This window comes from Erwinia tasmaniensis Et1/99, assembly GCF_000026185.1.
GTDB classification, from domain to species: Bacteria; Pseudomonadota; Gammaproteobacteria; order Enterobacterales; family Enterobacteriaceae; genus Erwinia; species Erwinia tasmaniensis.
Genome location: NC_010694.1, coordinates 1,042,655 through 1,066,026, shown reverse-complemented (window position 1 = coordinate 1,066,026; position 23,372 = coordinate 1,042,655). Strand labels below are relative to the sequence as shown.

Sequence of the window (23,372 nt, the reverse complement as noted above, 5' to 3'; positions counted from 1 at the left end):
AGATCTTATATCCTTAGCGCGTGATAGTACAACTAGACTAAAGTATAGTTCGTTACTCTACCTTAGTACGCTCACGGTGTGATTATTTCACAGGGGGACTATTAGATACCAGAGGCATTAACAGCAAACGATAATAAAGATTTAAAACCGCAGCCATTAGAGATGAAGTTAACGCTAAGTTAACTAAAGGGTCGCCACACGTAAATCGATAGTGATAGAAGATTAATATCGATAAAAAATATAACACTGCCACATCCCAGAAGATATATTTTAGCATTTAAGATATTAAAAGATTACATAGCGCCTATGAAAAAATAGCCCCACCCTACTCACACTCCCAGAACCTTATTATCACTCCGATAATTATTCATAACACCCCTCTTCTTTATCCATTATTAACTTATAAAAAATAAAATATACTAAAAACACTTCATTTGAACATTTACATTGATAATTTTCAGCGTAAGTTTTCATCACCAAACCTGATTACCCCTTATCGCACAAAACAACTCAAAAAAGAAAACATAACAAGTGAAAACAACATACCGCACGCAAGCCAAAAACGTTAATACATATAAAAAAACAAATAAAACATGAACGCATTTCGAATTGATTGAAGATATTATCAGGATAAATAATGACTTCCTCAATATATTCCAACCCATTTAACAGCATGATAAAGTTAGCAAAAACAAGTTAAAAAGCACTATTATGCCTATGCACCGGCATGCTCCCAACGAAACTTCACTGATGTTACCGGATGAATTTTATATATCCATAAAGGTGACATTATGTTTAATATTTACAGCGTTAACTATTCATTAATGAGCAACGAAAAATCAGAAGATCTGTTTGTCCTAAGAAAAAACACCTTCAAAGACAGACTACAATGGGCCGTAAACTGTTCTGAAGGGAAGGAACTGGATCAGTTTGATAATGAAAAAACCAACTACATTTTTGGAGTTGAAAATGGAATGATAATTTGCGGCACGCGGATGATTGATATGAAAGACGACAATATGTTGAACAGCGCATTTTCTTCATTTTTTAAAAATGTGTCTATTCCCGAAGGGAACTTCATTGAATCCACGCGCTTTTTTGTAGATAAAGAAAGAACCCATACTCTTTTGGGACGCAGATTTCCCGTTACTTTGGTTTTATTTCTCTCGCTCATCAACTATGCGAGGCAGCATCATTATGACGGCATTCTGGCCGTCGCCAGTCATCCGATGCTACATATCATCAAAAGCTCTGGATGGAATGTCTCGCTGCTTGAAACGGGCATTTCCGAAAAAAATGAGCCTGTTCATCTGTTGCTGGGCCATGTAGACCAAGAAAGCCAGGAGGCGCTGAAAGATAGAATATCCAGAAAAATCAGCACAATGGATGAAAGCATGCTGGACGCCTGGCCACTGACGTCCGACTCTTCCATCTAATTTAACTAACCGGTTTGATCAGCTGAAGTTCCATACCTAGACGTATTGCATGCCGGGCATTTGCCACCCCCAGTTTTTTGACAATATTGGACATATGAAATTTGACGGTGCAGGTCTTTATCCCGAGTATCATCGCCGTTTCCGGGTAGGTTTTACCTACGCTAGCCCAATAAAGGATCTCGTTTTCTCTTTCCGTAAAACGAGAGGCGTTTTCTGAACGGGAGCGGGAGGCATTCTTTTCTGACAGCGATGTCAGTGTCAGGTACGTTTCATGAACTGACGCAAGGAGCAAAGAGATTTCCCCCTTGTTCTTGATAAACGTTTCTGTAGCTTCTGCTCTGCATTCCGGGGTAAATGTAAAAGATAAGGTGACAAGATTATTGTTATAATCATGTAACACAAAAGTATACCCATTGGTCACGCCAAACTCACGGGCCCGGTCGAAAAGTTTTGAGAATCGAAAGCCTGAACCGGCCAGCAGATTTTCATCCCAGGCGAAGGGCGTTAACCGATTCAGCGACGTGATCACTACCGGGTCGGTATATTGCAATCCCTTTTCCCTGTATTGCTTTACCCATTCACCTGGGTAATTGGTCACGCCAAAGATGCACGACATATCTTTTTTAGACAAAACGACATAGGCCCAGATAAATTCGCCTAAATCACTTAGTGCCGCTTCCAGTTGCTTGCTGATAATGTCATTAATATTATCCTCTGGTTCCATTAACCGCTTGCTCCTGATTACTTGAAATTTATTTATCAGAATATACCAGAAATGCACATCAAGTCGGAACCACAGAGTGATTAATTGGCGCTACGTATGATGATGTGTGCCTATTTCGCGTAACCGACGGAGTAATCTGAGCGGGGGCATTGTACCAACCTGGGCACACCACGTTGGCACGCCGGTCTCAATGGCGAAGGGTTGAGAGCTGCAGAACATTCCTACCGTGGCCCCCTATTTATCTCATAACGCCTGCTGGCTAGAACAACGGCCATCAAGGGCCACGGTCGCTAAGCCCCGTCTAGCTATGCTGTCGGATTGTCGAAGCCAGGGGCTTATGAACTACCGCTAGTTGCACTGAATTTTTTTAGCGCCCGTGAAGGTGGGCAGCACAGACTACAGGTAAAGGGTTCCTTGATAAACTCGGTTACCATCACGAAACCACCTGCGCACAGCATACAAGACTTCCGTGAGATCATTCCGCACCCAATAAAACGCAACAACGTCCACGCACGGGTCAATCCCAGTACGGGCGTTTCTGAAGAATGCGGATAGCACTGTTCAAGATAAAGCCGATAGGCCTGCATCAAGGTGGTGATCGGGCGTTCATTTTCCGTTTTCTGCAAGCAGAGATAAATATTATAAAACAGCGAGGAATGAATATTCTGCTCCCAGCACATAAACCAGTCTTCAGAAAATGGCAGCATTCCTTTTGGCGGTGGGCAGCCGCGTATTTCTTTATACAGACGTACCAGGCGCCGACGGCTCACCGAAGTTTCTGACTCAAGAACCTGCATTCTTGCACCCAGAACGATCAGTTCCATCGCTATATTTATTTCGTAGATTTCATCCAGCACTTTTTTACCGATCACTTTTTACCCCTGAGATCGCGACTTTGCTGTTTATTCAGAGTATTGATCAAGTCAGTAGATAACAGTATCCCGGTATGAATTTGTTGTAACGCTTCAACCCGTGAGTCTTTGGTTAAATTGATGATGGCAGCATCCTCCACACGCAGGCGACAAATCAATTGATTCGTTGCTGCCAGCTTAATGAGCTGGGGCAATGTAAGCGCTTTCAGGTTATTTATCGTTTCTTCCGGTAGCCCAAGACGAAACCCCGCTGCAGATTTATCTGTCGAAATTAATTTCTGGCAAAGTAACAAATAGGAAAGGTTAAGATCGTGGATGTTTTGTAGGTGCTCATTTAAACTGGACATGTCTGAATCTCTAAATCTCACGCGGTTGGCACTGGATAGATCTCTACGCAGAAATACTCAATATTACAATCTATTAACAAGCTTGACATATTATGCCTTTCATTATTAATACCCAGCACCAAATGCACTGTAACTTATTGAAAGTAAAGAATATTTACACAAAAACCTGGCGCTTAATAATTAAAAAAAACCAAAGAATGAGGTGAGGTAAAACAAGATAATCATAAAATTCTTTAACGACAGCCTCCCCCAACTCATCACCACACGATAATCATCACAACAGAAACAAAAAGGAAGTTATAAAAAATTAAAAAAATATTATCACGCATTAAAAAAACAACGTTATTAAATTAACAATTAATAATGCACCACGGCAGCTACGCCTTGGTCACTCCCTCGATCACTCTGATAAAAAAACATCATTATCGCTTCAAGCATACTCGCCGATAGAAAATGCGTTATCAACCAGAATCCTGATGAGGGCTGACATTGTGTTGGGCTTCCTGATACGCTATTTAATATTCTGCTGTTTTTTCAGACCCGCCCCCCATAACGCTGATCGCGACTTTAGTCTCTTTCTCCACTAGCTCAATCACGCTATTTGATATGGCATAACGCAACGTATTAAAGTATCCAATTTTACATTTATCACAACATTAACCACTGTGTATTATCAGCTGATGATAATAAAATAACGGCATGAGTAAGCGGAAAAGTTTTCCTGCCAGGGAGATCTTCTAATATGTCGAGAAACAATAAAAAAACAACACCGGAGTATAGCGCCAAAAGTGTTGTTATTTAGCGGAATGACATTCCACTAAACCAGGTTATCATCCCCACATTGAGCAATCTACCGTTAGTATCGATTGGTTTTCAGACGTGGCCCGTTGATAGTAAATCAAGACGCACCTGAAATCTGTTTTCCTTTTTTCACTACCTCTTGGTGGGGTCGTACTGGAATTTACCTCAGTACACCGCCTCTATATCGGCCCGGCATTGATTGGCGTTTATCGATAAAAATAGAGGAGTTATTGAAGAATTGAAAGGGAAAGAAGCACGACGGTAACACTATCTGATTGACACAACGGCTGACACCCATACATGAGCTGGCTACACATCCCCTAAACTGATTTGTCGCTTGCCTATCATCCCCTGTCATTATTGTGCCCCTTTGCCAGCTTATCGCTGGCTTTTTTTTACTCAACGTAACGATAAAAAGAAGTCATAAGATCGAATAATATAAGGTACGTTTTACGCATATCTGAACGCTTGAGACAACAGGAAGAGAGCCGGGTGCCGATCTTCGCAGCAGATATTTTTCTAATAGAACCACTGTTTTCTGCAACCTATAACCGGTCTGACGCAGACAAAACTTTCGCCTGCTTAATCTATTACGGCAGGGTTGTGGCCTCTTGATACAGACGCTTCTACACAAATGCCTGTATTTCATCTGACCACTATTCTGGAACAACCATACTTTAGCAGAGAAAATTGGAACGCAAGTTCTATTTCCAGAATGGACTATGGCCTCCTTAGCAACCGATAGTTGCTCATTGAAATCAGATATAAATTTCATCACACACTTTCTCACGCCGCTGATTAATTGTATTTGATTCTGGTAAAGTAAAGAGAATCTACTAATCCGCCGCATTCGTTATGGAAAAAATGAATCATATATTAATGAAGAAAAATAATGATACGCGTAACCAGCAGGACATATCGCGCAAAACCGTGCATAATAAACGGATAAATTAATTCACCGCCGTTTCTGTTAACAGCATGCCATTTGTCATCCTGTCCACTGACAGATTAATAATAATAAAGCTTAAGTGAGCCTGTCGATTATTTCCCCTGCAAATAACAAGGGCATGACGTCTAACGAACATCGATAATCAGCACGAATATTTCATCAATAGCTCACTGACATCGATTCAAAGAAGATGAGTTCAAACAATGGATAACAATATTATTATCGATAATCTTCTCATGCTTGACGGTCGTACCCGAATGCTGTCGCGTATACCGGACGGGAAAGGCGTGATGCTTCCCGCCTCTGCCTGTCGCTGTTTTATCGCGCTGGCTCAGGCTAAAGAGCAGGTGTTATCGCAAGAACAGCTAATGGATGTGGGCTGGCGTCATTCCGGCGTAGAGGTTACAGACAACAGTGTACGGGTGATGATTACCAAGATTCGCCGTGCGCTGATCGCGCTCGAAGTCAATGACAGCGTCCAGCTGATTGCCGTAACGCGCAGTGGATACCGGCTGATTGTGCGCACAGAACAACCTGACATAACGCGGCGTACAACATCTGCCAGCAATCCGCTGCACGTCTCGACAGGATTGGTTTCGCGGCACGTCAGTGCGTACCGAGCCCATCGCTTTTTGAGACGACGTTTAGCGGCAGGTGCAGCCGGGCTGGTACTGGGGAGCTGTCTGGCCGCGGCGGTCAGCTGGCTGCTGGCAATCAAACCCACACCAATCAACTACGTGCGCTGGCACGGCGCGGAGACCCCACCACAGACGGAGGTTTGGGTGCCGGGAAATATTTCACCCGACAAACAGCGGGTCGTCCAGACACTACAACTTTACAGGCAGTACGCTATTAACAAGAACGGGGATATTAACCCCGAACATGCCCGTTACCTCTACATTACTACGGGGGGAGCCAGCCCCGATCTGGGCCTGATCGCCTGTGTTGCCCCGCTGCGGGATTCGGAGAACAACTGTGAATCGTACTCTTTTAAATATCGTTAAATCGCCAACTACGCTGTGTTTTATTGGCGGACTTATACTACCGCTTGTGGCTTGTATGCTGAAAGATATGGTCTTTAATCCGCTGAAAGCCAGCTGCATTGTTTCTCAGGCACGATATGATATCAGTGATGAGAATAACTGGACGCTGACGCGCGGTATTTATCGTTTTTATCGCGATGGTTTAACCCGGTGGCGCGTGATCTATACCGGCAGTATCAGTGACTATATCAATGGCGGTAGGCAGCTCCACCCTGTTGCCGTGCTGCGCGAAATCACCTTCAGTAGCAGCGTAAGTCAAAACCGGCTGATAAATACCACTATTCAGCAGAGCAGCAGGCTGGGCGATCAAAGCAACGATGATGATGTGGCAAAATATGTTTTTCGACATCTCACCCCAGGAGAGATCCATACCAGCCGGATGTATCTGCTGGATGATAAAGCACTGGCTATCGGCGGTGAAAACAGTGCGCCCATGCTGTGCGTAAACTGAAATGGGGGCATTTAAACCTCCCCTCTCCATCCCAGGTGATCAGAATGCGGTGTTTATTGATTCATATCCCACAGGGCATAACCCGCAACACAGCAGGTCGCCATCATCACCATTAACATGGAGGTAGAAAGAACCTTATATAACAAACTGCCGGCGTTTTTTTTAATGTTGTTACTCATTCACTTAATCCTGTAATTAACACTCGCGCCAGCTTTGATTAGAATCAGGCAGGCTGCATAGTGTAAACCACGTATTCAGCAGGATAATCAGTGGATAAGATTTCATTACTGTGGCTATTTCATCAGCTCTGGTGTCGTACAGGCTTTGGCACCGGTCTGGTTACCGACGGGCAAATAAAGGCTGCCGCCATCATTTTTCCCTACGGCGCGATTTTTCATTGCACTGCAGACAGTGAGCAACCGATGTTGCTTACGCAACTCTGTATTGGGCCAGAATCTAACAATAAGTAAAACTTATTCAAAAATGCAAATTTTGCCGTGTGACAAAATGCCGTCACAAGCAACGTTACCGAAAAGCCTCTTTTTTCAACCAGGCAACCGTTTACGTAGCGACTAAGATTGCATGAACACCAGAGAGTGAAAAAGTTCATGTCAGCAGGATTATTTTGTGACACAAATCACACTTTAGCGGAATTGAAATGAAACAGAATTTGACAAGTGTGAGTGATCTCTATTTCCTAGAGCGCTGAAAGCGGCACACTGCCGTAAAACTTCCAACGGGTGTTTTCGTTCAAGTGACAAGCCCCCCTTGTCGCCCGTTAAACCGGTAACGCGATCTGAACGATAGCTGTCGCACAGGTCACTGAGCATATGAAAAAACAATGAAACATAAAATAATGATGGCGGGAGCGCTGGCCGCACTCTCTTATTCACAAACCTCAGTCGCAGAGACCGGCGATGCCTCCTATGTTTCTGACTGGTGGCATCAAAGTGTGAATGTGGTGGGCAGCTACCATACGCGCTTCGGACCGAAGCTGAATAATGATGTCTATCTTGAATACGAAGCCTTTGCACATAAAGACTGGTTCGATTTCTACGGCTACGTTGATGTGCCAAAATTCTTTGGTGTTGGTAACGGTAATGACAAGGGTGCCTGGGATAACGGTTCCCCGTTCTTTATGGAGATCGAACCGCGTTTCTCTATTGATAAACTGACGGGCACCAGCCTGGGCTTTGGCCCGTTTAAAGAGTGGTATTTCGCCAATAACTACGTTTACGATATGGGTGATAGCAAGGCCAGCCGCCAGAATACCTGGTATATGGGTCTGGGCACCGATATCGATACCCATTCAGATATTGGTCTGTCGCTCAATGTATACGCCAAATATCAGTGGGAAAACTATGATGCCGCTAACGAAAATAGTTGGGACGGCTACCGCTTCAAAGTGAAATATTTTGTGCCGCTGACTACGTTATGGGGCGGTAATCTGAGCTATATCGGCTTCACCAACTTTGACTGGGGTTCCGACCTCGGAGATAAATCCAGCCCGGCGCGCACCAGTAACTCCATCGCCTCCAGCCATATTCTTACTCTTGGCTACGACCACTGGCACTACTCATTTGTCGCGCGTTACTTCCATAACGGTGGCCAGTGGAACGACGGCGTGGTGCAAAACTTCGGCGGCGGTGATTTCAGCCTGAAATCTTCCGGCTTCGGCTACTACCTGGTTGCCGGCTATAACTTCTGACCACGGGTCAGCAGAGCTGATACCAACGCCAGCACGACTAAAAGCTCAACGCGCCAATCGGCGCGTTTTTGTTGCCGCCCGGATGCAGCTATACTTGGCTGGCAATACTGCATATGAAATCAGGAAGAGTTATGTCTGCAAGGCTTGTCGATCACGATGTTAAATTGCGTCCGCTGGAACGCGAAGATCTGCGTTTTGTCCACCAGCTGGATAATAACGCCAGCGTTATGCGTTACTGGTTTGAAGAGCCGTATGAGGCTTTTGTTGAACTGTCAGATCTCTATGATAAGCACATCCACGATCAGAGCGAACGGCGCTTTGTGGTGGAACATAACGGCGCGAATGCCGGTATGGTGGAGCTGGTAGAAATTAATCATATTCATCGCCGGGCGGAGTTTCAGATTATTATCGCCCCCGACCATCAGGGCAAGGGATTAGCCAGCAAGGCTGTAAAGATGGCAATGGATTATGGTTTCTCCGTGCTGAATCTCTATAAGCTCTATCTGATCGTCGACAAAGAGAACGACAAGGCAATTCACATCTATCGCAAACTGGGCTTTAAGGTAGAAGGTGAGTTGATCCACGAATTCTTTATTAACGGTGAATATCGTAACACCATACGCATGTGCATTTTCCAGCCGCAGTATCTGGAGCATTTCAAACCCGCGCAGGGGATGGTTCAACCGACCGCGCAGTAAAAAGGCCGGAAATCCGGCCTGGTGAGATTCAGCTACGTCACCTATGCCCCACGCGCGCCGACCGGATCCATGATGATCTGCAGGCGCGCTGGCTCAATTTTGTACATCCCTCCGTAGAAAGGATCAACCCCCAGCCAGCCGGGGAAACCGAGCAGCGGAATGTTACCCAGCAGATACCACAGGTTCGGGCTCTCCTTTAATGGCAAAGTCTGTGGAATATAGCCAGCGCGCTCCAGCATCACCCGATACTTTTTCTTACCGAAATAGTTACCGTTGGACTTCGCCAGCGTCACGGTTTTGGGCGTATAGCCCTCTGCTACCGCCCTCCCGCTTTCATCCTGTATCACAAACTTCACCCCCGGAGGCTGGGTTTGTAGCGTGACATCCTGAGTCTCGCTGGAAACAATTGTCGCGCATCCCGTTAACATCCACGCTGCCATCAGCGCTGTGATCAGCCGTTTCATGATTATTCCTGCCTGAATCCAGTATGCTGACAGTCTAAGCCGGAGCGAGTCAGTTTTCATTACTTACCTCCCCGTGCCAGCGGGCGAACACAGCGGTTAATCGATGCGTTATTCAGCCATCAAAGGGAAAACAATCTGCCATGCCCTGAACGCAACACCTTGACTCATGCCGCTCTCTTTAAGAAACGAGCCTCTCATACCAGTTAACCAAACATGCGCTCAAGGTAGCGTTCCAGCGCCATGCGTGAACTGAAGCCGTGGGGGATACCATAGTGGTCGTTGGCCTCACCGGCCAGATACATCGGAAAACGGATATAGTGATCGCAGATTTTCACCTCCGAGGCGGTGCTGGCGATCGCCTGGCTTCTCTCTTTTAGCATTGGGTGGATAACCAACGCGGTACGACCAAGACGTGCTTCACGGTTGACATACACATAGTCTTCGCCGCGGCGATAGCCGTAGGTTTTGGGGGTTACCGCATCCATTTCAAATCCCACTTTTTCCAAAACGCGTGCTACCTCATCAGGTCGTAAATACATGCTTGTTCCTCTCATTCTGTAAACCCGGCAACCTTACAACAGCCTTTGCCCTCGGGGCTTTCGGAATAATCCACAAACACCGGCCGTCAGGTGGCGTGTCTGAACACGCCATATAACTATAAGCCTGTTTCGACCTAAGAAGCACATTTTTGGCGAACGGCGTGAGATTAACGTCAATGGCATCGCCGCAGTAGAGGTTCAAGAAACAACGTCAGGCGTACGCGCTGCCCCAGGCCATCGCGCTCACAGCCAATGCGTCATCTTTACCCGAAAATTTTTTTTGCGCGTCAACACCTTGTGCGGCAAGACATCAGTAGCGAAATTTAGCGAAAAATCTTATGGCCTGATCATTGTACGGTTGCAATCCCATGACGCTATATCTAGTATTTAACGCATACAACAAACACAATATGATGTGTTTTGGCAAAGTGGTCGCTCAATTACCCAGTACCAGAATCATCAGCTCACCCCTTAGTGAGGTAAATACGAATCATGCGCATTATTATTTACACTAAAGATAACTGTGTCCAGTGCAACGCCACTAAAAATGCGATGGACAAGAAAGGCATTGCTTACCAACTGATTAATCTCGACCAGGAACCGGCACATACCGAGACACTTAAATCCCTGGGCTATCGTCAGGTTCCTGTAGTGATGGCCGAACAAGAGCACTGGAGCGGCTTCCGCCCGGACAAAATCCAGGCGCTAAGTCATATTGCTACGGTGCGGGGATAACGCTATGGCTACGCTGGTCTACTTCTCCAGCCTGTCAGAAAACACCCATCGTTTTATCGTGCGCCTGAACCTGCCGGCACGCCGCATTCCGCTGGACAGCTCGCAACAGCTACAGGTCAGTGAGCCTTATATTCTGGTCGTACCCAGCTATGGTGGCGGCACGCGGCATGGGGCGGTTCCTAAACAGGTGATCCAGTTTCTTAATGACATCAATAATCGTCAGCTGATCCGCGGCGTTATCGCCGCCGGAAACCGTAACTTTGGCGAGGCTTTTTGCCTGGCTGGCGACATCATTGCGCGAAAATGCCACGTTCCCTACCTCTACCGCTTTGAGCTGATGGGCACCTCTGACGACATCGCTAACATCTACAAGGGAGTAACCGAATTTTGGCAGCGACAGACAGCACACTCTTAGCGGGCAGCACGGCCACGGCGGACTATCACGCTCTCAATGCGATGCTCAATTTGTATGATGACAATGCCCATATTCAGTTTGAGAAAGACAGAGAGGCCACGCGTCAGTACTTTATTCAGCACGTTATTCCGAACAGCGTTCAGTTCGATTCCATCGCCGAACGCCTGCAGTTTTTAGTGGCTGAAGGCTATTATGAAGCTGACGTGTTGAATGCGTATCCGTTTGAGTTTGTCTGCTCGCTGTTCGCTGAGGCCACCGCACGGCGCTTTCGCTTTCAGACATTCCTCGGTGCCTGGAAGTTTTACACCAGCTATACGCTGAAAACCTTCGATGGCAAACGCTATCTGGAAGGCTTTACCGAACGCGTGTGTATGGTCGCGCTAACGTTAGCGAAAGGTGACCAGCCGCTGGCGCTGGCGCTGACGGATGAAATTCTGAGCGGCCGCTTCCAGCCTGCAACACCGACCTTCCTGAACTGCGGTAAACAGCAGCGCGGCGAGCTGGTTTCCTGCTTCCTGTTGCGTATTGAAGACAATATGGAGTCGATTGGGCGGGCGGTGAATTCAGCGCTGCAACTGTCCAAACGCGGCGGCGGCGTGGCGTTTCTGCTGTCAAACCTGCGTGAGGCCGGTGCGCCGATCAAACGTATCGAAAATCAGTCTTCCGGCGTGATCCCGGTGATGAAAATGCTGGAAGATGCCTTCTCCTACGCCAACCAGCTGGGAGCACGTCAGGGGGCTGGCGCGGTCTACCTGCATGCGCACCATCCGGATATCCTGCGTTTCCTCGATACCAAGCGCGAAAATGCCGACGAGAAGATCCGCATCAAAACCCTGTCGCTGGGCGTAGTGATCCCCGATATCACCTTCCAGCTGGCGAAAGATAACCAGCAGATGGCGCTGTTCTCTCCCTATGACGTGGAGCGAATTTATGGTTTACCGTTCGCCGATATCAGCATCAGCGAAAAGTACCACGAGATGCTGAACGACGCGCGTATTCGCCGCACGTTCATCAACCCACGTGAATTTTTCCAGACGCTGGCAGAGATCCAGTTTGAGTCCGGATATCCCTATATCATGTTTGAAGATACGGTGAACCGGGCAAATCCTGTCCACGGGCGTATCAATATGAGTAACCTGTGTTCGGAAATCCTACAGGTTAACAGCCCGACCGAATATCACGATGACCTGAGCTATCGCCGCATCGGCAAGGATATTTCCTGTAACCTCGGCTCGCTGAATATCGCCCATGCGATGGATTCTGCTGATTTTGCCCGCACGGTGGAGATCGCCGTACGCGGACTGACGGCGGTATCCGATCAAAGCCATATCCATTCGGTGCCGTCGATCGAACAGGGCAACGCGCAGTCACACGCTATTGGCCTGGGGCAGATGAACCTGCACGGCTACCTGGCGCGGGAAGGTATCCAGTACGGCTCAGAAGCAGGCCTGGACTTCACTAATATTTATTTCTATACCGTGACCTACCATGCCCTGCGTACCTCTAACCAGCTGGCGCGTGAGCGCAGTACCACCTTCAGCGGGTTTGCTCAATCCCGTTATGCCAGCGGCGAATATTTCAATCCGTATCTGGAGCAGAGCTGGCAACCGCGTACCTCGCAGGTCGCCGCGCTGTTTGCCAACGCCGGGATTGCCATCCCAACGCGTCAGCAGTGGCAGACGCTGAAAGACGCGGTGATGCAGTACGGGCTGTACAACCAGAATTTGCAGGCCATTCCCCCGACGGGCTCGATCTCCTACATCAACCATGCCACCTCAAGCATTCACCCTATTGTGTCGCGCATTGAGATCCGTAAAGAGGGGAAGACCGGCCGCGTCTACTATCCGGCCCCCTTTATGAATAACGATAATCAGGCGTTTTATCGCGATGCTTATGATATCGGCCCGGAAGCGATTATCGACACCTATGCTGAAGCCACACGGCACGTCGATCAGGGGCTGTCGCTAACGCTATTTTTCCGCGACACCGCCACCACGCGTGATATCAACCGCGCGCAAATTTACGCCTGGAAGAAAGGCATTAAAACGCTGTACTACATTCGTCTGCGTCAGATGGCCCTGCAAGGCACTGAGGTCGAAGGTTGTGTCTCCTGCTCGCTCTGATCCCCTTTCCATCGCGGGCCAGATTTCCTGGCCCGATAACAAGATATCACTATGAAATTAAATAAAATTCACGCGATTAACTGGAACAAAATCGAAGATGACAAAGATCTGGAAGTGTGGAATCGACTGACCAGCAACTTCTGGCTACCGGAAAAAGTTCCGCTTTCCAACGATATTCCGGCATGGAACTCCCTCAACGCCGAAGAGCAGCAGCTCACGATCCGCGTCTTTACCGGCCTGACGCTGCTGGATACCATTCAAAACACCCTGGGGGCTCCGGCACTGATGGCCGATGCGCTGACGCCGCACGAGGAAGCGGTGATGTCAAATATCAGCTTTATGGAAGCGGTGCACGCCCGTTCATACAGTTCGATATTTTCGACGCTCTGCCACACCAGTGATGTTGATGCCGCCTACGCCTGGAGTGAGGAAAACGCGCCGTTGCAGGCTAAGGCACAGATTATCCTGCAACATTATTACCATGACGATGCGCTGAAAAAGAAAATAGCCAGCGTGTTTCTTGAATCATTTTTGTTCTATTCCGGTTTCTACCTGCCGATGTACTGGTCCAGTCGAGGTAAGCTGACCAACACCGCCGATCTGATCCGCCTGATTATTAAAGATGAGGCGGTTCACGGCTATTACATCGGCTATAAGTATCAGAAATCATTAGAAAAAGAGACGGCGCCGCGTAAAGAGGAACTACAGCAGTTTGCCATTGACCTGCTTCTTGAGCTGTATGAAAACGAAGTGGCTTACACTGAGGCGCTGTATGCGGGCGTGGGCTGGCAGGAAGATGTGAAAAAATTCCTGCATTACAACGCCAACAAAGCCCTGATGAACCTCGGTTACCAGGCGCTGTTCCCCTCTTACATGACCGATGTTAACCCGGCGATCCTCGCCGCGCTGTCGCCCAATGCCGACGAAAACCATGACTTTTTCTCCGGCTCCGGCTCCTCTTACGTGATGGGAAAGGCGGTAGAGACCGAAGACGAAGACTGGGACTTTTAAGCGCCTGGCGAATGGCCGTCACCGGCGGTCATAGCTTATTTTAATGATTTTCTATTTCTTAAAAAAACCTGCCTGTTTTTTGATTCAAATATGGTCGTGGTATACGGGCTATTTGGCTTCAGCAGGCAAACATCATAACAATATCTGGCTCATCAGAGAGAAGATCCTTAGAGAAATATCCCTTTTTTTCTCCTCGCGTCACTCGCCGTAATCCCTTACCCACTCTGACATTAGCCGTAATCCCCAATAAATCAGAGTCTTCTAATTGCCCGCTAAGGGTTGCCTCAAATTCTCAGTATGCTACGGTATAGGCCGATAATATTTAATTACAAAGAAGAGTTAACATAAGAAAATCAACTTTAACCGGGAAATAAATGAATGCATGGCTATTAAACTTGAAGTTAAAAATTTATATAAAGTTTTTGGGGACAACCCCGATCGCGCGTTTAAATATATTGAAAAAGGCATCGATAAAGAAACGCTGCTGGAGAAAACAGGGCTGTCGCTTGGCGTGAAAGACGCCAGTCTGGCCATTGAAGAAGGCGAGATTTTTGTCATCATGGGATTATCCGGCTCCGGTAAATCCACTATGGTTCGCCTTCTCAATCGTCTGATTGAACCCACCCGCGGCCAGGTCATCATCGACGGTGAAGATATTGCCAAAATATCTGAAAGCGCGTTACGCCAGGTCCGCAGAAATAAAATCAGCATGGTATTCCAGTCATTTGCGTTAATGCCACATATGACGGTATTAAATAATGCCGCATTTGGCATGGAATTAGCCGGCGTGCCGCTGGCAGAGCGTCAGGAAAAAGCGCTCGATGCACTGCGACAGGTTGGGCTGGATAATTACGCCCATGCTTACCCGGATGAACTTTCCGGCGGCATGCGCCAGCGCGTTGGATTAGCCCGCGCCCTGGCGATTAATCCCGATATATTATTGATGGATGAAGCCTTCTCCGCGCTTGACCCGTTAATTCGTACCGAAATGCAGGATGAATTAGTCAAGCTGCAATCGCGCCACCAGCGCACCATCGTCTTTATTTCTCACGATCTTGATGAAGCTATGCGCATTGGCGACCGTATCGCCATTATGCAGGGCGGTGAAGTGGTGCAGGTCGGCACGCCGGATGAGATCCTCAACAATCCGGCTAACGACTACGTGCGCACCTTCTTCCGTGGCGTGGATATCAGCCACGTATTCAGCGCGAAGGATATTGCCCGCCGTAGTGCCGCAGCGCTGATCCGTAAAGCGCCAGGGCTCGGCCCGCGTTCAGCCATCAAGCTGTTGCAGGACAACGACCGTGAGTACGGCTACGTGCTGGAAAAACAACGCTTTGTTGGTACCGTCTCCGTAGATTCGCTAAAGGCCGCGCTGGCAGAAGGCGCGGGCCTTGATCGGGCGCTGCTGGACACCCCACAGGCGATGCCCGCTGATACCACGCTTAACGACCTGCTTTCCCATGTTGCCCAGGCTCCGTGCGCGGTGCCGATCGTCGGTGACGAGGGACAGTACATCGGCATTATTTCCAAAGGTACGTTATTGCAAGCATTAGATCGTGATGGAGGCCAGCCATGAGTGAACAAACCAGTAACCCGTGGGAGTCTGCAACCCCAAATCAGAGCGCGCCAGCGGATGCCAGCCAGGCCGCAACCAGCGGCGGCGATCCTTGGGGAGCGCCGGATGCCGCCACGACCAGCCAACCTGCCACCAATTCTGCTGGCGGCAGCAGCGATGCCTGGGGAGCCTCTCCCGGCGCTTCGCACGATGCGGCAGGCGGCGGCGACTGGCTGAATAGCGCTCCGACACCGCAGGCGGAACACTTTAATATCCTCGATCCGTTCCATAAAACGCTGATCCCGCTCGACAGCTGGGTGACCACCGCGATCGACTGGGTAGTGACTCACTTTCGTCCGCTGTTCCAGGGTGTTCGCCTGCCGGTAGATTATATCCTTAGCACCTTCCAGCAGCTGCTGCTGGGTATGCCCGCACCGGTGGCGATTATCGTTTTTGCCCTGATTGCCTGGCAGCTCTCCAGCTTCAGCATGGGGGTCGCCACGCTGGTGTCACTGGTCGCGATTGGCGCCATCGGGGCCTGGTCCCAGGCGATGGTCACGCTGGCGCTGGTGCTGACCGCCCTGCTGTTTTGCATCATCATCGGCCTGCCTCTGGGCATCTGGCTGGCACGTAGTCAGCGAGCGGCGAAAATTATCCGGCCAATGTTGGACGCGATGCAGACCACGCCGGCATTTGTCTACCTGGTGCCAATCGTTATGCTGTTTGGCATCGGCAACGTGCCGGGCGTGGTGGTGACCATTATCTTCGCCCTGCCGCCGATTGTTCGCCTGACCATTCTCGGCATTAAGCAGGTGCCTGCCGACCTGATTGAAGCGGCTGAATCCTTCGGTGCCAGCCCGCGTCAGATGCTGTTTAAAGTGCAGCTGCCGCTGGCGATGCCAACCATTATGGCCGGGGTCAATCAGACGCTGATGCTGGCCCTGTCAATGGTGGTCATTGCTTCAATGATTGCCGTAGGCGGTCTTGGTCAGATGGTATTACGCGGTATTGGACGCCTGGATATGGGTCTGGCGACCGTGGGCGGCGTGGGTATCGTCATTCTGGCAATTATCCTTGACCGACTCACCCAGTCCCTTGGCAGAGACAACCGCAGCCGTGGCAACCGGCGCTGGTTTGCCAGCGGCCCGCTGGGCCTGTTGACCCGCCCCTTTATCAAATAATTCTTTTGGCGGCACGCCACCGTGCCGCCTGCAACCTCAGCACGACCCACTATTAAGGAATCGCTATGCGTAAGACAGCACTGCTGGCCGCCGCGTTCACCACGCTGGCCGCCGCTCAGGTTTCCGCCGCCGATCTGCCGGGTAAAGGCATTACCGTTAAACCCGCTCAAAGCACCATTACCGAAGAGACCTTTCAGACGCTACTGGTAAGCCGTGCGCTGGAAAAACTGGGGTACACCGTTGATGACCCGAGTGAAGTCGATTACAACGTTGCCTATACCTCGATTGCCGCCGGTGATACCACCTTTGTCGCCACTAACTGGAAACCGTTGCATGACGATATGTATCAGGCCGCCGGTGGCGATGCCAAATTCTATCGCCAGGGTACTTACGTGCAGGGCGCTGCCCAGGGCTACCTGATCGATAAGAAAACCGCTGAAAAATACCACATCACCAACATTGGCCAGCTGAAAGATCCCAAAGTGGCTAAGCTGTTTGATACCAATGATGACGGCAAAGCCGATTTAACCGGCTGCACGCCGGGCTGGGGCTGTGACGATGTGATCAGTCACCAGGTTAAAGCCTTTGGATTGAGTAATACCGTGCAGAATAATCAGGGCAATTACTCGGCAATGATCGCGGATACCATCACCCGTTTCAAAGACGGTAAACCGGTGCTTTACTACACCTGGACGCCGTACTGGGTCAGTGACGTGCTGGTTCCGGGACGCGATGTGGTGTGGTTGCAGGTGCCGTTCTCTTCTATGCCGGGCGCACAGAAAGATGTTGATACCAAATTGCCAAATGGCGCCAATTACGGCTTCCCGGTTAATACGATGCATATCGTGGCTAACAAAGAGTGGGCTCAGAAAAATCCTGCAGCCGCAAAACTGTTTGCCGAGATGAAACTGCCGTTAGCGGATATCAATGCGCAAAACGCACGCATGCATCAGGGACAGTCTTCTGAAGCAGATATTAACGCGCATGTGAATGGCTGGATCAAAGCGCACCAGGCGCAGTTCGACGGCTGGGTGAAAGACGCGCTGGCGGCTGGCAAGTAATCTGCCCTCGGGCTATCTTCCCCACCGGATAGCCCACCGACCTATTTTGGGTTGCCCCCTCTCTTTGGTCAGCCCGGCAGTTCGGCGGTCATACCGCCGAACTGGTTTGTCCTGTTAATAATCATGTGAGTGAAATAGTTTTTTAGGTTACTATTAGCCTATAAGACATTTCTTACCGTGATAGTTGATTTTTATGAACCCCCCTCATCAAGCCCTTACACCCGCTTTGGTCATACTGATGTCTCTGGCTACCGGCCTGTCAGTCGCCTGTAACTATTATGTTCAGCCGCTGCTGGCCACCATTGCCCGCACCTTCGAACTCTCATTCCATCAGGCAGGCTTTATTGTCACTACTGCCCAGCTGGGATACGCCATCGGACTGCTGCTGCTGGTTCCGTTGGGGGATATGCTGGAACGCCGTGGCCTGATCGTCACGATGAGTCTGCTCGCCGCCGGGGGGCTGGTGATCACGGCGATGTCGTCCACGCTGCCGTTTATGCTGCTGGGAACGGCGCTGACCGGGCTGTTTTCCGTCGTCGCACAGATTTTAGTACCGCTGGCGGCAACCCTCGCCGCACCGGAAAAACGCGGTAAGGTCGTCGGTACGGTGATGAGCGGTCTGCTACTGGGCATCCTACTGGCCCGAACCGTTGCCGGAGGACTGGCAGAGCTGGGCGGTTGGCGCAGCGTCTATTGGATCGCCAGCGCACTAATGGTATTGATGGCGCTGGCGCTGTGGCGCTATTTGCCGCGTTATCAACAGTCGGTGGCGCTAAATTATCGCCAGCTGTTGGGATCAATCTTCTCCCTCTACACCCGTCATTCCATCCTGCGTACCCGAGCCATCATCGGTTGTCTGGTGTTTGCAAACTTCAGCGTGCTCTGGACCTCTATGGCATTTCTGCTTTCGTCACCGCAGTGGAATTATTCAGAAGGGGAAATAGGCATGCTGGGGCTGGTCGGTGCCGCGGGTGCACTGGCGGCACGTCATGCCGGTGCCCTGGCAGACAAAGGCAAGGCCCGCCTGACTACCAGCGCAGGACTGATCGTTTTACTGGCTTCATGGGGGGTTATTACCCTGGGTGCTCATTCACTGCTCGCGTTGGTCATCGGCATTATCTTGCTCGACCTTGCGGTTCAGGGTGTACATATTACCAATCAGAGCGTGATTTACCGCAATATGCCCGAAGCGCGTAACCGCCTCACCGCCGGTTATATGACCAGCTACTTTGTTGGCGGAGCCGCGGGATCCCTCCTGTCGGCATCGGCTTTTCAAGCTGCGGGCTGGTATGGCGTCTGTGGTGCTGGCGCAGCGCTCACCGTATGTAACCTGTTGGTCTGGTGGCATGGCCAGCGGTTTGAGGGCATAACCGAATAATGTTCTCAACTGAAAATGTTTTTTTGGGAACTTTTCGCCTGTTAAGACATTTCTGACTCTGTTATGGTTAAGATAAATTTACTAAGCCTGGTTATATTTTCAATTGAAATGATTAAGCGATCGCAGAGCAGCCTTACGTCTTCGCACCGCCCCCACGTTAGGGGGGGGGCGAAACGAATGGTCATGATAGCGCCTTCATCTCCGTTTTACTGAAAACGTCATATCAGCCAAATTTTCCTAACCGGATGTTACCGGCCCCTTCGGGTTCCGTGCCCTGTCAGGTTTTTTACGTTTTACACACAGCATTGTTTATCACGGCTATCAAGTGGCCTGGTTAAGGAATGACCGTGAAACTAAGGATGATGACTAGGCCAATGTGAAAATCTCACCGACGGCAAAGTCGCATCACCCATTAATCACCATCGTTATTACACCCGTTGCAACTAGTGAGGTTCATTTATAATGGAAAGTTCATTTACTCCCATTGAACAGATGCTGAATTTTCGTGCGAACCGCCAGAAAGATTTTCCACTACAGGAAATTATACTGACGCGCCTGTGTATGCACATGCAGAGTAAACTGCTGGAAAATCGCAATAAGATGCTGAAAGCACAGGGAATTAACGAGACGCTGTTTATGGCATTAATTACCCTGGATGCGCAGGAGGATCACAGCATCCAGCCTTCAGAGCTGAGCTCTGCCCTCGGCTCGTCACGCACTAACGCCACACGCATTGCTGATGAGCTGGAGAAACGCGGTTGGATAGAACGTCGCGAAAGCGATAATGACCGCCGCTGCCTGCACCTGCATCTGACGCCAAAAGGCGACGAGTTCTTACGCCAGCTACTGCCGCCTCAGCATCAGTGCCTGAAACTTTTATGGTCGGCATTAAGCGCTTCCGAAAAAACTCAACTGGAAGCGATCACTCGTAAACTATTGAATCGTATGGACCAAATGGATGAAGAGGAGGTTGTTGCCTCCCTGTCACGCTGATGACCTGATTAATAGCATATTGTGTGACACAACCTTTGCGAAGAATCGCTACCTTGTTTCCCGCCACTTACCCTTTTGCCAGCGCCAGGCCGCTGGCATTTTTGCCCCAAACGATCGCTAACATGATGACAGCGGCTTCGGCCGCAAAAAATTCAGGAGTAAACTATGAATGCAAGCGCGGCGCCGCAGGAGCCGAAAAAGAAGAAAAAACGCAAAAGCGCGCTGATTTTTTTGGCCGTCCTGTTCGTCATCGTTGGCGTGGTGTATCTGGCTTACTGGTTACTGGTATTACGTCACTACCAGGAAACTGACGATGCTTATGTGGCCGGAAATCAGGCGCAGGTGATGGCTCAGGTCGCGGGTAGCGTCAATAAGGTGTGGTTTGATGATACGGACTACGTCAAAAAAGGAGATGTACTGGTCACCCTGGATCATACCGATGCCGGGCAGGCATTTGAGAAAGCGCAAACGGCGTTAGCCACCAGCGTGCGACAAACTCATCAGCTGATTATCAACGGCAAACAGTATCAGGCGACGATTGAACTGCGAAAAACGGCGTTGCAGCAGGCGCTGGCGGATTTACATCGCCGCGAGCCGCTGGGGGCATCGAATCTGATTGGTAAAGAAGATCTGCAGCACGCGCGCGATGCGGTGACCACCGCCAAAGCGCAGCTGGACGTGGCGATGCAGCAGTATAACGCCAATCAGGCGATGATCCTCGATACCACGCTGGAAAATCAGCCTGCGGTCAAGAAGAGTGCTGCTGAACTGCGTGATGCCTGGCTTGCCCTGCAACGTACCAACGTGGTCAGCCCGATCGATGGCTACGTTTCACGTCGCAGCGTGCAGGTGGGTTCGCAGATTGGCACCACGACCCCCCTGCTGGCCGTCGTGCCGGCGAACAATCTGTGGGTAAACGCTAACTTTAAGGAAACCCAGCTGGCTGGCGTTCGTATCGGCCAGCCCGCAACCGTGGTTAGCGATATTTACGGTGATGACGTGGTCTATCACGGCAAGGTAATTGGGCTGGATATGGGCACCGGAAGCGCGTTCTCACTGCTTCCTGCACAGAATGCCACCGGTAACTGGATCAAAGTGGTACAGCGCCTGCCGGTACGCATCGCGCTTGATGCGCAGGAGGTGGCGAAACATCCGCTGCGTATTGGCCTGTCGACGCAGGTAAAAGTGGATACCCGCAGCGGTGAAGGTGCCGTGCTGGCCACCCGCGTACGCAGCGAGCCGGCTTATGCCAGTGATGCCCTGACGCTGGATTTGACGCCTGCAAACCGGCTTATCGCCGATATTATTCGCGCTAATGCCAGCTAAATCAACGGGGGGGGATATGCCACGTCAGCCTCTTTCTGGCACGCCACTGGTCTTAATGACCATTGCGCTGTCACTGGCAACGTTTATGCAGGTTCTGGACTCTACCATTGCTAACGTGGCCATCCCGACCATCGCCGGAAACCTCGGTGCTTCAAACTCGCAGGGCACCTGGGTCATCACCTCGTTTGGCGTAGCCAACGCCATTTCCATTCCGATCACCGGCTGGCTGGCCAAGCGGATCGGCGAAGTGAAGCTGTTTCTGTGGTCGACCATCGCTTTTGTCGTGGCGTCCTGGTTGTGCGGCATGTCTGAAAGCCTTTCTATGCTGATCTTCTTTCGCGTCATCCAGGGGATCGTTGCAGGCCCTCTGATCCCACTGTCGCAAAGCCTGCTGCTCAATAATTATCCCCCGGCAAAACGCAGCGTTGCGCTTTCGCTGTGGGCGATGACGGTGATCGTTGCCCCCATTTGTGGCCCGATCCTCGGCGGCTGGATCAGTGATAACTATCACTGGGGCTGGATATTCTTTATCAACGTGCCTATCGGGGTCGCGGTGGTGATCCTTGCCTTACAGACGCTGCGCAACCGCGAAACGGCCACGGTGATCCGTCCTATTGATACCGTAGGACTGGTTCTGCTGGTTGTCGGCATCGGCTGTCTGCAGGTGATGCTCGATCGCGGGAAAGAGCTGGACTGGTTTAGCTCCACGGAGATTATTACGTTAACCGCTATCGCGGTGGTGGCCCTGGCGGTGCTGCTGGTGTGGGAGCTGACGGATGACCATCCGATCGTGGATTTATCACTATTCAAATCGCGCAACTTCACCATCGGCTGCCTGTCCATTAGCCTGGCGTATATGCTCTATTTTGGTTCTATCGTGCTGTTACCCCAGCTGCTGCAAGAGGTATACGGCTACACGGCAACCTGGGCTGGTCTGGCTTCGGCCCCGGTGGGGATTATCCCGGTGATCCTGTCGCCGATTATCGGCCGTTTTTCCCACAGGCTGGATATGCGGCGGCTGGTGACCTTTAGCTTCATTATGTATGCGGTGTGCTTCTACTGGCGCGCTTATACCTTTGAACCCGGTATGGATTTTGGTGCTTCGGCGTGGCCGCAGTTTATCCAGGGTTTTGCCGTGGCGTGCTTCTTTATGCCACTGACTACCATTACCCTGTCAGGATTACCGCCGGAGCGACTCGCCGCAGCGTCAAGCCTGTCTAACTTTACCCGCACGCTGGCGGGTTCCATCGGAACTTCGATTACCACCACCCTGTGGACCAATCGCGAGTCGGTCCACCATAGCCAGCTGACAGAATCGGTGACGCCTTACAATGTAAACAGTCAGGAGATATACGCGAAGCTGGAACAGGCAGGGTTGACTCACGATCAGGCATCGGCGTGGATTGCACAGCAAATCACCAATCAGGGGCTGATCATTTCAGCTAATGAAATTTTCTGGGCGTCTGCCGGAGTCTTTCTTATCCTGCTGGTGCTGGTGTGGTTTGCCCGGCCACCGTTTTCGGCAGGCGGGGGCGGCGGCGGCGCGCATTAAAAAAGGG

The 23,372-nt window shown here is 50.2% G+C and carries 23 protein-coding genes; 17 read left to right on the top strand and 6 right to left on the bottom strand.

The window, feature by feature from the left end:
• The first annotated feature begins 791 nt into the window (after nt 1–791).
• Nucleotides 792–1,436: an acyl-homoserine-lactone synthase gene (locus ETA_RS05840; protein WP_012440701.1), complete on the top strand. Its 645-nt coding sequence runs from the start codon at nt 792–794 to the stop codon at nt 1,434–1,436.
• Nucleotide 1,437: 1 nt separating this feature from the next.
• Here the strand turns inward: ETA_RS05840 and ETA_RS05835 are convergent, their stop codons facing one another.
• From ETA_RS05835 to flhD, 3 genes are all read right to left on the bottom strand, one after another.
• A complete protein-coding gene (locus ETA_RS05835) occupies nt 1,438–2,160 on the bottom strand; it encodes a helix-turn-helix transcriptional regulator (RefSeq protein WP_012440700.1) in 723 nt (240 codons plus the stop codon).
• Between the two features lie 335 nt (nt 2,161–2,495).
• On the bottom strand, nt 2,496–3,032 hold the full coding sequence (gene flhC / locus ETA_RS05830; RefSeq protein WP_012440699.1) for a flagellar transcriptional regulator FlhC: 537 nt from the start codon (nt 3,030–3,032) through the stop codon (nt 2,496–2,498).
• On the bottom strand, nt 3,029–3,379 hold the full coding sequence (gene flhD, locus ETA_RS05825; RefSeq protein WP_012440698.1) for a flagellar transcriptional regulator FlhD: 351 nt from the start codon (nt 3,377–3,379) through the stop codon (nt 3,029–3,031). The genes flhC and flhD overlap by 4 nt, the downstream gene beginning before the upstream one ends.
• A gap of 1,953 nt (nt 3,380–5,332) precedes the next feature.
• On the opposite strand from flhD, the gene ETA_RS05820 reads away from it, so the two are divergent.
• Nucleotides 5,333–6,133: a winged helix-turn-helix domain-containing protein gene (locus ETA_RS05820; protein WP_012440695.1), complete on the top strand. Its 801-nt coding sequence runs from the start codon at nt 5,333–5,335 to the stop codon at nt 6,131–6,133.
• A gap of 55 nt (nt 6,134–6,188) precedes the next feature.
• Entirely contained in the window at nt 6,189–6,623 is a 435-nt protein-coding gene (locus ETA_RS05815; protein ID WP_012440694.1) for a hypothetical protein, read from the top strand.
• Nucleotides 6,624–6,676: 53 nt separating this feature from the next.
• Here the strand turns inward: ETA_RS05815 and ETA_RS20550 are convergent, their stop codons facing one another.
• On the bottom strand, nt 6,677–6,802 hold the full coding sequence (locus ETA_RS20550) for a hypothetical protein (RefSeq protein ID WP_269446404.1): 126 nt from the start codon (nt 6,800–6,802) through the stop codon (nt 6,677–6,679).
• A 90-nt stretch (nt 6,803–6,892) separates the two neighbouring features.
• On the opposite strand from ETA_RS20550, the gene ETA_RS19875 reads away from it, so the two are divergent.
• The 3 genes from ETA_RS19875 (at nt 6,893) to speG (ending at nt 9,029) form a co-directional block, all read left to right on the top strand.
• Nucleotides 6,893–7,093, top strand: coding sequence for a hypothetical protein (locus ETA_RS19875; RefSeq protein ID WP_012440693.1), 201 nt, complete (start codon nt 6,893–6,895; stop codon nt 7,091–7,093).
• 371 nt (nt 7,094–7,464) lie between these two features.
• Nucleotides 7,465–8,331 (top strand): nucleoside-specific channel-forming protein Tsx, encoded by an 867-nt coding sequence (locus ETA_RS05810; RefSeq protein ID WP_012440692.1) that lies wholly within the window; start codon nt 7,465–7,467, stop codon nt 8,329–8,331.
• Between the two features lie 131 nt (nt 8,332–8,462).
• Entirely contained in the window at nt 8,463–9,029 is a 567-nt protein-coding gene (gene speG / locus ETA_RS05805) for a spermidine N1-acetyltransferase (protein WP_012440691.1), read from the top strand.
• A 41-nt stretch (nt 9,030–9,070) separates the two neighbouring features.
• On the opposite strand, the gene ETA_RS05800 is transcribed toward speG, so the two are convergent.
• Both ETA_RS05800 and ETA_RS05795 read right to left on the bottom strand, forming a co-directional pair.
• A complete protein-coding gene (locus ETA_RS05800; RefSeq protein ID WP_193345527.1) occupies nt 9,071–9,493 on the bottom strand; it encodes a hypothetical protein in 423 nt (140 codons plus the stop codon).
• 203 nt (nt 9,494–9,696) lie between these two features.
• Entirely contained in the window at nt 9,697–10,032 is a 336-nt protein-coding gene (locus tag ETA_RS05795) for a DUF2002 family protein (RefSeq protein ID WP_012440689.1), read from the bottom strand.
• Nucleotides 10,033–10,524: 492 nt separating this feature from the next.
• On the opposite strand from ETA_RS05795, the gene nrdH reads away from it, so the two are divergent.
• The 11 genes from nrdH to emrB all read left to right on the top strand — a co-directional run bounded on the left by nrdH (nt 10,525) and on the right by emrB (nt 23,365).
• Nucleotides 10,525–10,767, top strand: coding sequence for a glutaredoxin-like protein NrdH (gene nrdH / locus ETA_RS05790; RefSeq protein ID WP_012440688.1), 243 nt, complete (start codon nt 10,525–10,527; stop codon nt 10,765–10,767).
• Nucleotides 10,768–10,771: 4 nt separating this feature from the next.
• Nucleotides 10,772–11,182: a class Ib ribonucleoside-diphosphate reductase assembly flavoprotein NrdI gene (gene nrdI / locus ETA_RS05785; RefSeq protein ID WP_012440687.1), complete on the top strand. Its 411-nt coding sequence runs from the start codon at nt 10,772–10,774 to the stop codon at nt 11,180–11,182.
• On the top strand, nt 11,155–13,305 hold the full coding sequence (gene nrdE / locus ETA_RS05780) for a class 1b ribonucleoside-diphosphate reductase subunit alpha (protein WP_071819162.1): 2,151 nt from the start codon (nt 11,155–11,157) through the stop codon (nt 13,303–13,305). Before nrdI ends, nrdE begins: the two co-directional genes overlap by 28 nt.
• Before the next feature lie 51 nt (nt 13,306–13,356).
• Entirely contained in the window at nt 13,357–14,316 is a 960-nt protein-coding gene (gene nrdF / locus ETA_RS05775; RefSeq protein ID WP_012440685.1) for a class 1b ribonucleoside-diphosphate reductase subunit beta, read from the top strand.
• Nucleotides 14,317–14,698: 382 nt separating this feature from the next.
• Nucleotides 14,699–15,895: a glycine betaine/L-proline ABC transporter ATP-binding protein ProV gene (gene proV, locus ETA_RS05770; RefSeq protein WP_012440683.1), complete on the top strand. Its 1,197-nt coding sequence runs from the start codon at nt 14,699–14,701 to the stop codon at nt 15,893–15,895.
• Complete coding sequence (gene proW / locus ETA_RS05765; RefSeq protein WP_012440682.1) at nt 15,892–17,055, top strand: glycine betaine/L-proline ABC transporter permease ProW; 1,164 nt, start codon at nt 15,892–15,894, stop codon at nt 17,053–17,055. The genes proV and proW overlap by 4 nt, the downstream gene beginning before the upstream one ends.
• A 65-nt stretch (nt 17,056–17,120) precedes the next feature.
• On the top strand, nt 17,121–18,116 hold the full coding sequence (proX, locus tag ETA_RS05760) for a glycine betaine/L-proline ABC transporter substrate-binding protein ProX (protein WP_012440681.1): 996 nt from the start codon (nt 17,121–17,123) through the stop codon (nt 18,114–18,116).
• A 193-nt stretch (nt 18,117–18,309) separates the two neighbouring features.
• Nucleotides 18,310–19,494, top strand: a complete 1,185-nt coding sequence (locus ETA_RS05755; protein WP_012440680.1) for an MFS transporter — start codon at nt 18,310–18,312, stop codon at nt 19,492–19,494.
• Between the two features lie 462 nt (nt 19,495–19,956).
• Nucleotides 19,957–20,487 carry a transcriptional repressor MprA gene (gene mprA / locus ETA_RS05750; protein ID WP_012440679.1) on the top strand — a complete coding sequence of 177 codons (531 nt, stop codon included), beginning with the start codon at nt 19,957–19,959 and terminating at the stop codon, nt 20,485–20,487.
• A gap of 165 nt (nt 20,488–20,652) precedes the next feature.
• Nucleotides 20,653–21,813 carry a multidrug efflux MFS transporter periplasmic adaptor subunit EmrA gene (gene emrA, locus ETA_RS05745; RefSeq protein ID WP_012440678.1) on the top strand — a complete coding sequence of 387 codons (1,161 nt, stop codon included), beginning with the start codon at nt 20,653–20,655 and terminating at the stop codon, nt 21,811–21,813.
• 16 nt (nt 21,814–21,829) lie between these two features.
• Nucleotides 21,830–23,365, top strand: a complete 1,536-nt coding sequence (gene emrB, locus ETA_RS05740; protein ID WP_012440677.1) for a multidrug efflux MFS transporter permease subunit EmrB — start codon at nt 21,830–21,832, stop codon at nt 23,363–23,365.
• Nucleotides 23,366–23,372 lie beyond the last annotated feature (7 nt).